Below are 12,671 nucleotides of genomic sequence, written 5' to 3'. Positions count from 1 at the left end.
GTACGCCGGTTTCCATTACTCCGGTTTCACGGTGTACTTTGCTCCGGTATATTCAACAAGAGATCCTTCTCCCCGCAAGGGGGATCATGCTCACATAAGCGCTAAAGCGCTAAGTGGTCAAAGAGACTTCGCAACTCCGTTGCTCCGCTCAGGATGACACGCTGCGGCGCACTGGATCCCGTCCCCCCTTCGAGGGTCCAGGATGACAGGCTGCGGTGCGCGGGATTACTTTTCTTCGATTTTGACGACGGGTTCGTCCATCATCTTTTCGGCGATGACTTCCGGAGTTTCTTCGGCCACAGCGGCATTCGATTCTTCGGGCATCCACGGCTTGTCGAGGTTCTTTTCCCAAGAGACCGTCGGAGCCTGCTGCACTTCGTGCGAGGTATCGACAATCGGAAGGCCGAGGAGTTCGCGGGCACGGTTGAGGGCCGCGTCGATGTTACCGAGGGCGTTTTCTTCGCCAAGCTGCTTAAGGACGCCTGCACGGGTAAGTGCCACCACCGGCTGGGCATGTACGCCAGAGAGCAGCAACTGAGTACCTTCGCGGTTACAACGGTTCAACAAGTCCTCGATCATCTGGATACCGGCAGCATCGATGCTCGACACGCTACGCATGCGCAAAATCAGAATCTTCGGCTTGTCCGAGATGCGGGCCATGGTATCCTTGAACTTGTCCACCGCACCAAAGAAGAGCGAACCGGCCAGTTCGTACACGGCAACGCCCTTCGGCACCTGACGGCTGAGGTCGTTGTGGGCGGCTTCTTCGTCGTCCTCCTTGAGGGCTTCGGTCACCGTTTCCACTTCGGCAACATCGCTCATGCGCTTGATGAAGAGCACTGCGGCAAGGAGCACGCCGACTTCAATCGCCACCGTAAGGTCGATAATCACCGTAAGGAAGAAGGCCACGAGCATCACAGCCACATCGCTCTTGGGAGCCTTGAACATCTTGATGAAGCTGCGGTAGCCGCACATATTGAAAGCCACCTGGAAAAGCACGGCGGCAAGCGCTGCCATCGGAATCATTTCGGCATACTTGCCAAGCACGAGCATAATAAGGAGAAGCACCACCGCATGCACCAGGCCCGAAATCGGGCTCACGGCACCGTTACGGATGTTGGTCGCCGTACGGGCGATGGCACCCGTGGCCGGGATACCGCCAAAAATCGGCGAAAGGATATTCGCGACACCCTGGCCAAAAAGTTCGGTATTGGAACGGTGCTTGGTTGATGTCATACCATCGGCCACCACTGCCGAAAGAAGCGATTCTATGGCACCGAGAATAGCAATCGTCAAAGCCGGCTGGAACACCTTCTGCATCATTTCGAGGCTGATGTTCGGCAGGTGCGGCATCGGGAAACCGCTGGGGATGTGGTTTTTCATGCCGATGGTCACCACGCCGTGGCCCGTAATTGGATCGTCCCAGCCGAGAACCTTCACCATGACCGTCGCCACGATAATGGCAATCAGGGAACCGGGGACTTTCGTGGTGATCTTCGGCCACAAGATGCAGACGGCGAGCGCCACGAGGCCCACAATCACAGCATAAATGTTGATGGTATCGAGAGAAGAAGCATAAAGCTTGATCTTACCCACGGCATCGGCCGGGTCCTTCGCCAAAAAGCGGAGCCCGAAGAAGTTCGGCACCTGGCCAAGCGCAATGATAATCGCGATACCGGCGGTAAAGCCCACGGTCACCGGGAACGGAATGAACTTGATGATGGCCCCGAATTTAGCGAGACCGAAAATAATCAGGAGGATACCGGCCAGGAGCGTCGCCGAAGCGAGGCCGTCGTAACCGTACTGGCTCACGATACCGTAAACGATCACGATGAAAGCGCCGGTGGGACCGCCAATCTGGAAACGGGAACCGCCCAGGAAAGAAATCGCAAAGCCCGCGATGATGGCCGTGTAGAGGCCCTGTTCCGGACCCACGCCCGAAGCGATAGCGAACGCAATCGCAAGCGGAAGCGCGAGAATGCCCACGATAAGGCCCGACATCAGGTCGCTGACGAAGCATTTCTTGCTATAGCCCCTGCGTACCGTGCGGAAAAGTTCAGGGGTGATGGTCGTCTTGACGCCAGCGAGGAAACTCCGGAGGGATTCTTTGGCGTGAATATTGGGCATGGGCACTCCGTTCTTAGGACGGCGCCAAATTTAAAAAAAATTACTCCCTTTGTTAAGGGTGAAAATGAAAAGAATTGGGAGGCTTCGGCCGCTTTTACTTGGGTCTCCCCGGGTCATCGGGGTTCTTGAGGATGTACAGGAGCCAGGCCGTCATCATTTTCGCCTGATCCTCGGTGAGCTGAGTGATTTCCATGGCGGGCCACTCGTCGGGGTGCTGCGGAGTCGGGTGCATCAGGTATCGCACCATATTTTCCGGTTTATCGGCATAACTTGCCACATTGTCGTGCATCGGAGGGGCGGCAAACTTGCGCGCCCAGCGATGACACCCCTTACATTCATTATTATAATAGTCCTGCGCCTCTTTTTTGAGTTCGGGAGTAACCGGCGGAAGCACGAACGCATCCACCGCAAAAAGTGCACACACCGAAATAAAGACTATGACAGCAACACGCAGTTTCAAAACGCCATCCTTTATTCTTTCCACAAAACAATATAATTTTTTATCTTTACGTTAGGAGACACAAATGAAAAAAATCTTATTTTGCTTAATGCTTTTGGCGGGTTTTGCAGCAGCGAATACGTGCACCGAAGCAATTTTTATACTCAGCAAAGGAAGCTTGGACATTACCCAAGACAAAGCATATCACGACTCCTCGTATTTTGTAGAGAACTACACCCATAAAAACGAATGGTCTCACAAAATATATTACACTAACGGGAAAATTGACAGTTTAGTTATGGACCCGATGAAAGATAGTGCATCAATTCATACTTCGTATTACTACTGGAATTTAGACGAACGTGCACTCAAAGGAAATACATCCGAAACCATCATAACTCAAGAATCATCAGGGGATACCATTATATTTACTGAAAAACAGTATTCCAAAGGTTCTTTAGAAGGCACCTGTATAACGAAAAAGATTCATTCATACATATCTTCTTACACTTATGAATACGACTCTTTTGAAGAAATATTTTTTTCTAACGACACTTTATACGACAAACGAATTTTTGATTATAACACAACTGCTCCTAGACACGAAATCACATTCACCGTTGGGGATTCGTCAAACGACTTTAAGTGCTATGAATACGAAACGCGTGATGGAAAAACTAATCTTCGCGAAACGATAGAATACATCAAAACAGATAACGGATATGAGCTTAAATATCTAGAAGAATCTTCTACCGGATACTATTTGAGAGAATTCTTCTTTGTAAATTCCAACGCCACCACGGCCATTCGTAAGCAGCGTCCGGCCGTAAAGATTTCACCGAAGGCAAGATATTTTGACCTGCTGGGAAGGTATAAATTTACGCGATAAAGGAGATGCCCTGTCATCCTGGAGGCCAAAGGCCGATAGGACCCGACGGGCATGACAGATTAGAGAATGGGCTTTATCGAAATCATCATTATCGCGATTGTAGAGGCAATGGACTGCTTCGCCGTCGCAATCGCCACGGGACTTTCAAAGAAAGGAATCAAGTACAGCCGCGCCATGCTCCAGGCGGTTAGCTTTGGAGTTTTCCAGGGCGGCATGACACTGCTCGGGTACTTTCTCGGGAGTTTTGCCGAGCGCTGGTTCAATTCCGTGGGCACTCCCATCGCCTGCACCATCCTTTGCATTCTGGGCGGGCGCATGATTTGGGGCGCTGTCCGTGGTGACGCAGGCGAAGCGGAAGGCGAACAGATTGCCGCGAAAAACTTGACGATCGCAAACATTTTGCTGCTTTCAGTTGCGACAAGTATTGACGCATTCGCTGTCGGAATTTCGTTTACATTCCTGAACGCGAACATGGTGCTTGCCACCAGCGCCATTGCACTTGCAAGCTTTATCATGGGCGTTCTCGGGTATGAAATCGGCCGACACGCCGCCAAACGATTCAAGACAAAGATTCCCGAAATCATCGCAGGAATTATCCTCATCGGCATCGGCGTAAAGATGTTCATTGCCTAAAAAACGGCACCGGCCTGATTTTCACAAAATGTAATTTCAGCAATTTTATTACAAATTATGTAATTTAATTTGTGTAAATGAGGCAGTTTGCATTGTCAAACGCGCGATTTTAACATTTTTTGAGCATTTTACATCTTTGGCACGATTTTTGCATTCATGGCACCGAAAACAAAATTCATAGGAGATTGCCATGAGCAACGAATACAGATTAAAAGCTATCAAGGAAATCGCCAGCGAAAACGCCGGCGCAAACCTCCCCGCAGCACCCGCAAACATCGACTTCTACGGCGAAGACGTTTTCAACGCCGAGGCCATGCGCGCATATCTTCCCAAGGACATTTGCAAGAAGCTCTTCGCCACCATCGATGGCGGCGCACCGCTTGATCCGAGCATCGCCGGCGAAGTCGCCCACGCCATGAAGAAGTGGGCTATCGACCGCGGCGCCACCCACTTTACGCACTGGTTCCAGCCCCTTACCGGTTCCACCGCCGAAAAGCACGACTCCTTCCTCGAACCCGAAGGCGTCAAGGCCATTCTCGCCTTCAGCGGCAAGAACCTGATCGTCGGCGAACCGGACGCATCGTCTTTCCCGAGCGGCGGCCTTCGTTCTACTTTCGAAGCCCGCGGCTACACCGCCTGGGACCCGACCTCTCCGGCATTCATCAAGCGCCACGGCAACGGTGCCACCCTCTGCATCCCGACCGCTTTCTGTAGCTATACCGGCGAAGCCTTGGACAAGAAGACTCCGCTTCTCCGTTCTATTCAGGCCCTGCAGAAATCCGCTGACCGTCTCATGGGTCTCTTCGGCGTTGCCCAGCAGAAGGTCACCGTCACTCTCGGTGCCGAACAGGAATATTTCCTCATCGACAAGCGTTTCTACCTGCAGCGCCCTGACCTGTACCAGGCCGGTCGCACGCTGTTTGGAGCCGCTCCGGCAAAGCACCAGCAGATGGAAGACCACTACTTCGGTAGCATTCCGGCTCGCATCATCAACTTCATGAACGATGTGGAAAAGGAACTCTGGAAGCTCGGCATTCCGGCCAAGACCCGCCATAACGAAGTGGCTCCTGCCCAATTCGAACTTGCCCCGATGTTCGAGGAAGTAAACCTCGCTTGCGACCACAACATGCAGATTATGGAAGTACTCCGCCAGGTCGCCGACCGCCACGGACTCGTTTGCCTGCTGCACGAAAAGCCGTTCGCCGGCATCAACGGTTCCGGCAAACACAACAACTGGTCCGTGAACTACGGCAAAACGAACCTCTTGAACCCGGGCAAGGACCCGCACCAGAACGCCATCTTCCTCACCACGCTCTGTGCCGTCATCTATGCTGTCGACACCCACGCCGACTTGCTCCGTATGGCAGTCGCTAGCGCCGGTAACGACCACCGTCTCGGTGCCAACGAAGCTCCTCCGGCAATCATCTCCATGTACCTCGGCGACCAGCTCGCCGACGTCATCGACCAGCTCGAAAAGGGCGATCCGAAGTCCAGCAAGCAGGCAGGCGCCCTGAAGCTCGGTTCCGACACGCTGCCGCCGCTCCCGCGCGACGCTACCGACCGTAACCGTACATCGCCCTTCGCATTCACCGGCAACAAGTTCGAATTCCGCGCTCCGGGTTCCAGCCAGAGCTGCTCCGAACCGAACGTCATCCTGAACACCATTGTCGCCGAAGCCTTCGACCTCATCGCTGACAAGCTCGCCAATGTTTCTGCCGACAAGTTCCACGAAGAACTCCAGAACCTGTTGCAGAAGATTGTGAAGGAACACAAGCGCGTCATTTTCAACGGCAACGGCTATACCGACGAATGGGTGGAAGAAGCAGCCAAGCGCGGCCTCCCGAACATCCGCACAACCATGGAAGCTCTCCAGGCTCTCAATAAAAAAGAAAATGTGGCCCTGTTTGAAAAGTACGGTGTGTTCAACAAGCGCGAACTTGACTCCCGTTACGAAGTCAACATGGAAGATTACCACAAGAAGATTCACATTGAAGGCAAGATTGCTTTCGATATCGCAAAGAACGTGGTGCTTCCGCAGGTGCTCTGCGCCTACAGCAACGCCCTCAAGACCAACGAAATGGCCAAGACCCAGGGTTTCTACGCTGTCGACGGTTACGCCTGCGAACTCGGCGACAAGCTCAAGGAACTCGAAGCCGCTGTGGCCCAAATGGAAGCCGCTCTCGGCGACAAGCACGAAGCGATCCTCGACGCCATGGCAAATCTCCGCATCATCGTCGACAAGATCGAAAGCATCGTGCCCGACGAAAAGTGGCCGTTGCCGAAATATCGTGAGATGTTGTTTATTTACTAAACAACATCGGCTGCGCGTCAAAGGTGCGCAGTCAAATGCCAGTTCATCTACTAAACAACATTGACCGCCCCACCCAAATTCATATACAGAACCTCAAAATGCAATCCGCCGGTGAAAGCCGGCGGATTTTGCGTTGTTCGCATTAGATACAAATAAATTCTGTAGCGAAGATAATTTATCTCAAATTTTTTAGCGAAAAACTATTCCATCACGCAGCGGACAAAGTGGAAATCTTCGCGGCAAAGCATCGCTTCGCAATAATCGGTACCGCCAAAACGATAGAACCGCAACTGTTTCACTTCGACATTTCCGTCTTCGTCAGGCCACAAGGGAATTTCCTTTGAATCCGAAGTCCAGTACGACGAAAAGGCAAACTTTTCGTTACTTTCTTCGGAACATTCACTGTCATAGTAATGGCGCGTCAAGGTAGAAAAATTCAACTCGTAGACATCGGTCGGATAGAAAAATTCCTCGACATCCGTTGCATAGCCCTGCTCGCGCCCCGGAGTATCTTCTTCACGAATGGAATAAATTGGTCTGCGGAATGACGCCGCAAAGAAATCATCGAGTGTAGATGTTTCAGGAAACTCCGTTTTCAAGTTGACAAATTCAGATTCCGTCGGAAGGCGCCAACCTTCGGGACAAATTCCTTCAATATCGGATTCAGGATATTCGAGTCCCGCATCGGCAGGCAAACGCAAATTAGGCGCATCAGAATCTGTAAAAGGACGACTGTCTAGTGTCTTATAGCGCAAATCCTGGGCCATCCACACGCGTTCCCCAATCTTGACCGTCCTGTAGCTCTGGCCATCCCGAGGATCAGTCAGCTGCGACGTCTTGAGCTTACGAGGCAACCTGGGGAACCCCCAAAACTTAACGAGCGCAATACACACATCGTTCCACGCCTTACCCGGATAAATGTCTTCAATTTCGATAATGATCTTGAACACGTTTTGCAGGGGCTTTTCGAAAACGATGATGTCAGGATGCGGATTCTTGAAACCACCCCACTTCGGCTTGGAGAGCGTGAGCGACCTTACCAAATTGTCCGTCGAGTTCTGGTAAATCTTTATATTCTTCGCAAGACTGAAATTCGTATAGAACGAGGAATCGCGCATGTACCCGTTGAACAAAGTTATCACGTCAAGACGCTGCGCCTCAACAATGAATTCCAATGTAATAGGCTTATCCTTGTACTTTGCGCCCCAAACCTGATAGAACGGATGCACGTTCTTTTTCATGACCATATTTTCGGGACGGAAATTTCTCTGTCCCAAGTCAGGCAAAGTGGCCGAAGCCTTGACGCCATTAATAGGAATAGACGTAATCGCATAAGACAGCGAAAATCCGACCAAAAGGGCAAAAACAGCCAACTTTGTCGAAATTTTCAAATTATTCAAAAAATGTACCATGCGGAATCTTGTCTGGAGGTCGGGGCGAAAATATAAAATATTTCCAGATTCAGATTCATACGCGAAGTTACTCGAATACTTTCTTCTTGCGCTGGTCGCGGCCTATGACAACGAGCGCGACGACCACACCGGCGAGAAGCACGAGTGCAGTCACGATTAATGCGACGGAATGCCCGCAGGTCACCTGGAAGAACAGTACCGAGAGGCTCCAGCCGATAACCGTCTGGAGCACCATCATGAGCGTTCCATAGAAGCGCCCGAGTTCGCGGAAGGCGGTTCCCATGGCGGCAAGGCACGGCACGTAAAGCAATATAAACAGCAGATACGCCAGCACTTGGAAACGCCCGAGGTTGAAATGCGCCGGCATCGTATTGTACGCGCCTTCGGTTTCGCCGCCTTCGGTTGCTGAGCCTGCCGAAGCATCAATCGCATCCTTGACGCCCAGCGGATTCGCAATCGAAGTAAAGACTTCTACCAGGTTCGTGGGGACACTCACAAGAGCTTCCTTCACCGTTGATTTGAGGCTAAATGACGACCCAGGTCCCTGAGCCTGTCGAAGGGCAGCGTCCTTTAAGGTCCCTAATCCTGTCGAAGGGGCCACATTCTCATCCGGAGTCGCGTCGGCAGTAGTAAACGCGTCGGCCTCCCCCGCTTTTTCGGCAGTGTTAGCATCACCCGTGCCCTCGATGGCATACAGCGAATTGAGCGTTCCGACAATCGCCTCTTTCGCGAAGAGGCCCGTAAAAAGCGCCACCGAAGCGGGCCAGTTGTCGCGTTCAACGCCGAAGGGTTCGAACACCGGCGTAATCACCGTACCCACGGCACTCAGCACCGACTTTTCGTTGTTATCGTTACCGAAACTTCCATCTGTGCCGACGGAGCCCATAAAGCCAAGCACCGTCACCATAATGAGCACGACCTTGCCCGCACGGAAAACGAATTCCTTGAGGCGGAGCCATGCGTGGCGAAAAAGGTTGCGCACCTTGGGCAAATGGTAAGGCGGCAGTTCCATGATAAATGTCGATTCCTTGCCCATGAAAACCGTATGGCGCAAGAGCAGGCCGTAAATCAGAGCAATCACGATGCCCGTCAGGTAAATTCCGAACACGAGCGTCCCTGCGCTTTCGCCGAAGAACGCCGCACCAAATAGCGCATACACCGGGAGGCGCGCGCCGCAGCTCATGAACGGCACCAGGAACAAAGTAAGGAACCTTTCGCGCTTGTTTTCGAGCGTACGCGTGCCCATGAGCGCAGGCACCGAGCAGCCAAAGCCCACAATCATCGGCACAAAAGCCTTTCCCGGGAGGCCGAGGAACCGCATAAAGCGATCCGCCACGAACGCCGCACGCGACATGTAGCCAGAATCCTCAAGGAACGAAAGGCAAAGGAACATGAAGAAGATGACCGGAATGAACGTCGATACCGTCTGGATGCCCGTACCGATGCCGTTCGCCAACAGCGCGACGACAACGCCCGGCGCGCCAATCTTCATCAACAATTCCGTCATGCCGTCCACGAAAATTCCGCCGAACAAAATGTCGAAGAAATCAATAAACGCACTGCCGACCTTCACCGCAAACCAGAACACCAGATACATGGCGACAAGGAAAAGCGGAATTCCCAAAATGCGGTTCAGGAACAGCTTGTCGAGCTTGTCAGTTCGCGTGCGCTTGGTAGTGTTGTCGCGGATGACCACCTTGGCGATATCGCGGGCATAGGAATAGCGTGAATCCGCCAGCGCAAATTCCACCTCTTCGCCCAAGTCCTCTTCAATCTTGTCGTGCGGGATTTCGACACCAAGTTCGTCGGCAAGTTCCAGCACTCGCCCGCTATGCTCCAGGTACTGCACCGCCGTCCAGCGCGGGCTTGCCCCTAGTTTGTCGGCTACGGGCTTGAGCGGCACCGCAATTTTTTCAATCAGTTTCTCGAGGACTTCGGAATGCTTGACCGCCTTCGGGAGCGGAAGTTCGCGGCTGTTATGCAGCAGCTTGTGCAAGTCGTTCACGAATCCTTCGCAGCTCTTGGGCGAAACCGCCGTGAGGCCAATCGCCGTCACGCCGAGGATTTCTTCGAGCTTGTGCAGGTCCACATGGATGCCGCGGCTCGCCGCGATGTCCATCATGTTCACCGCCAAGACCATCGGCACGCCCTTTTCCATCAGCTGGCTCGTGAGGAACAGGTTGCGTTCCAGGTTCGTGGCATCCAGAATGTTCACGACTAAGTCCGCTTCGCCCTTGAGCAGGTAATCGAGAGCGGCACGTTCGTCTTCGGAGTTTGCAAACAACGCGTAAATACCCGGCAAATCCACCACGCGAATCGTGTGGTTGTCGAGCTTGAACTGGCCTTCTTTTTTTTCGACAGTCACGCCCGGCCAGTTGCCCACAATCTGGTTCGAGCCGGTCAGCGAATTGAACAGTGCGGTCTTTCCGCAGTTCGGGTTGCCCGCAATCGCAATCGTGAAAACTTCTTTCTCGATAGGCATCAGACTCTCCTCAACTTGAGCACGTTGGCTTCTTGTTTGCGGAGCGAAAGCCTGTACGAAAGCACGCTCACCTCGACCGGATCACCGAGCGGAGCCACCTGTAAGACCTGCAGCACCACGCCGCGCACAAGCCCCATTGATAAAAGTTTGGACTTGTACTGCGAATCACCCGTGTTGTATCCAATAATTTCGGCCTTGTCGCCTTTTTTAAGTTCCGAAAACTTCGGTTCGTTATTCATACACCAACGATTTACTTTTTCTTAGATTTAGCGGCGTTCGGCTTTTTCGCCGATTCATTGGGCGTGTTCACAAATTCCTCGATTTTCTCGAGAGTCTCCGCCGAAAGAATGTGTTCCATGCAGCAGGCATCCTTGTCGGCAATCGCCTCGGAGATACCAAGCTTGATCAAAAAGCTCTTCAGCAGGATGTGACGGTTCAGAATCTGGGACGCCACAAGCGCCCCTTCCGACGTGAGTTCGATGCCGCTGTAAGGCTCCTGCGTCACAAGGCCCTGCTTCTTGAGTTCGATTACCGCCTTGGCCACCGACGGCATCTTCACCTTGAGCGCCGCCGCAATGTCGCGGACACGGGCAATCCCGTTCGCAAGGCGCAGCATGTGCACCATTTCCAAGTAGTCTTCAAGGCTCTGGCTTAACTTTACTTGTTCCATAGGACGGCTCCGATTGGTCGAAAAACACACCTTATATATTAGTCAACGCTAAATTTAGAAAGCCGAGGCTAATTAGTAAAAGCTAATACGCGAGAAACGGGGGTAAAAAAGCGTAAAACTAAGCAGGTTACAATCAGACTGAATCCAAATACTATCGACTATTTCAAGGAAATGGCAAAAGAAGTCGGGATTCCATACCAAGTCTTGATAGATTCTTATTTGACAGACTGCGCTGTTACCCGGCGCAAGCTAAACATATGTTGGCAATGAACGCTCGCGTTGCAAAAAAAATGAAGAAAAAGGACCGCGGCAAACAGCCACAGTCCCTTTATTGGGCATTCTATGAAGTAATTAGAAGCTGAATACGGTTTCGAGACCGAAACGCAGAGCATCGTCGTCTTCGTTATCCTGCACGGCGACATCCACCATGCCGAAAGCGGTGATCTCCAGGTTTTCGACCGGAGTGATGTAGATGCGGCCACCGACATCAAACGTTACAGCAGTTTCGTCGTCATCATCCAAGGTGTGCGTGTGGTATTCCACAGGGATACCGAACTTGATGAATTCAGCAAGCTTGAAGGCAGGTTCGGCATACACGAAGAAGTATTCCGGAATTTCGCCGTTGTCAAGATCGCTTGCATCTTCGGCGGCATCGCCCCTGTCAACAATGGCATAGAAGGCTGTCGTCTTGATATCGAACATACCCACTTCGAAGGTCGGCTCAACCAAGAAGGCGTGAGCGGTAGAAGTCCAATCCTGACCTTCCACGACATCGCCATCGTCGCCCAGGTAGTCGGCATGGAATCCATACACAGCCCTGAAGCCAAAGCCACCGAGAGAGAGGTCCGCTTCTACACCGGCATGGAGTTCGTTATGCTGAGTGGTCTGGAAGCTCTTGTAGTCTACATACGGACGCAAGTGCTGACCGGCATAGTCGAATTCGTAGGCGGCATGCACGTCGTATACCTTGGCACCTTCTTCGTCAGCCCAGTCGTTATCGCCACGACCGAAGCCAACACCAAGAATGAAACCAGCCAGGTCAATTTCAAGACCGCGGATATCGTGTTCCTTCATACCGGCGGCGTTATCGGCAGGATCGTCGTAGTCATAGTAGGCAACGAAAGCTCCTTCCGAGAAAGTCAGGTCGCCAAGCTTAACCGCGAAGAAATCAGCCGGCTGGTACTGAATATAGGCGCCGTTGTAAATGGCGGCCGGATCAGTCGTTTCACCGTCGGCTTCGAGGCCAACGAATGCAGACCACTTTTCGTTGAACTTGACTTCAAAATTCAGGTCAAAGGTAGAAGCGTAGGAATGGTTCAGGTCATCTTCTGCCCAGACATTGCCTGTGTAAACATCAAATTCCACTTCGCCATTGTACTTGACTTCCATCTGGGCTTCCGAAGTGCCTTCGTTCATGCTAGCCTTGAGCATGCCGAGAGCGTTACCGGCGGCGTCAGCGACTTCGCCCGGGTTAGTGTGTTCGGCAGGAGCAGCATCCTGGGCAAATGCAGATACAGCAAAGAAGGATGCGGCTGCAAGACCGAACAAAAGATTAGATGTCAAACGGTTTCTCATTTTTCTCTCCCTTGACGGATTAATTTTCTGTTTTTGTAACACTCCGTCAGGTTTTTTACAAATAGTGCTACAAAAAAGGGCTCTTCTGAGCTAAGTGTGGAACATTTTTCTAAAAAAATAGCCTGAAAGCGGC

Annotated in this window: 10 protein-coding genes; 3 read left to right on the top strand and 7 right to left on the bottom strand. The window is 52.1% G+C overall.

What is annotated here, in order from left to right; genetic code table 11:
• Positions 1-225 precede the first annotated feature (225 nt).
• Both Q0P86_RS15585 and Q0P86_RS15580 read right to left on the bottom strand, forming a co-directional pair.
• Positions 226-2,127 carry a SulP family inorganic anion transporter gene (locus Q0P86_RS15585; RefSeq protein ID WP_291022234.1) on the bottom strand — a complete coding sequence of 634 codons (1,902 nt, stop codon included), beginning with the start codon at positions 2,125-2,127 and terminating at the stop codon, positions 226-228.
• A gap of 94 nt (positions 2,128-2,221) precedes the next feature.
• Complete coding sequence (locus Q0P86_RS15580) at positions 2,222-2,611, bottom strand: c-type cytochrome (RefSeq protein WP_295040729.1); 390 nt, start codon at positions 2,609-2,611, stop codon at positions 2,222-2,224.
• 40 nt (positions 2,612-2,651) lie between these two features.
• Between Q0P86_RS15580 and Q0P86_RS15575 the strand changes: the two genes are divergently transcribed.
• The 3 genes from Q0P86_RS15575 to Q0P86_RS15565 all read left to right on the top strand — a co-directional run bounded on the left by Q0P86_RS15575 (position 2,652) and on the right by Q0P86_RS15565 (position 6,399).
• Positions 2,652-3,455, top strand: a complete 804-nt coding sequence (locus Q0P86_RS15575) for a hypothetical protein (protein ID WP_295040727.1) — start codon at positions 2,652-2,654, stop codon at positions 3,453-3,455.
• 66 nt (positions 3,456-3,521) lie between these two features.
• Positions 3,522-4,088 carry a manganese efflux pump gene (locus Q0P86_RS15570; protein ID WP_290994353.1) on the top strand — a complete coding sequence of 189 codons (567 nt, stop codon included), beginning with the start codon at positions 3,522-3,524 and terminating at the stop codon, positions 4,086-4,088.
• A gap of 190 nt (positions 4,089-4,278) precedes the next feature.
• Positions 4,279-6,399, top strand: a complete 2,121-nt coding sequence (locus tag Q0P86_RS15565; RefSeq protein WP_295040725.1) for a glutamine synthetase III — start codon at positions 4,279-4,281, stop codon at positions 6,397-6,399.
• Between the two features lie 200 nt (positions 6,400-6,599).
• Here the strand turns inward: Q0P86_RS15565 and Q0P86_RS15560 are convergent, their stop codons facing one another.
• The 5 genes from Q0P86_RS15560 to Q0P86_RS15535 form a co-directional block, all read right to left on the bottom strand.
• Positions 6,600-7,790, bottom strand: coding sequence for an FISUMP domain-containing protein (locus Q0P86_RS15560; protein WP_295040723.1), 1,191 nt, complete (start codon positions 7,788-7,790; stop codon positions 6,600-6,602).
• An 88-nt stretch (positions 7,791-7,878) separates the two neighbouring features.
• Positions 7,879-10,293, bottom strand: a complete 2,415-nt coding sequence (gene feoB / locus Q0P86_RS15555; protein ID WP_295040721.1) for a ferrous iron transport protein B — start codon at positions 10,291-10,293, stop codon at positions 7,879-7,881.
• Positions 10,293-10,532 (bottom strand): FeoA family protein, encoded by a 240-nt coding sequence (locus Q0P86_RS15550; RefSeq protein WP_072799394.1) that lies wholly within the window; start codon positions 10,530-10,532, stop codon positions 10,293-10,295. Before Q0P86_RS15550 ends, feoB begins: the two co-directional genes overlap by 1 nt.
• Before the next feature lie 11 nt (positions 10,533-10,543).
• Positions 10,544-10,963 (bottom strand): metal-dependent transcriptional regulator, encoded by a 420-nt coding sequence (locus tag Q0P86_RS15545; RefSeq protein ID WP_290994344.1) that lies wholly within the window; start codon positions 10,961-10,963, stop codon positions 10,544-10,546.
• Between the two features lie 351 nt (positions 10,964-11,314).
• Positions 11,315-12,538: a hypothetical protein gene (locus Q0P86_RS15535; protein ID WP_295040719.1), complete on the bottom strand. Its 1,224-nt coding sequence runs from the start codon at positions 12,536-12,538 to the stop codon at positions 11,315-11,317.
• Positions 12,539-12,671 lie beyond the last annotated feature (133 nt).

Origin of the sequence: uncultured Fibrobacter sp. (assembly GCF_946062555.1) — a bacterium.
Taxonomy (GTDB): domain Bacteria; phylum Fibrobacterota; class Fibrobacteria; order Fibrobacterales; family Fibrobacteraceae; genus Fibrobacter.
Note: the sequence above shows the minus strand (reverse complement) of the source record. Positions and strands in the feature narration are given on the sequence as shown.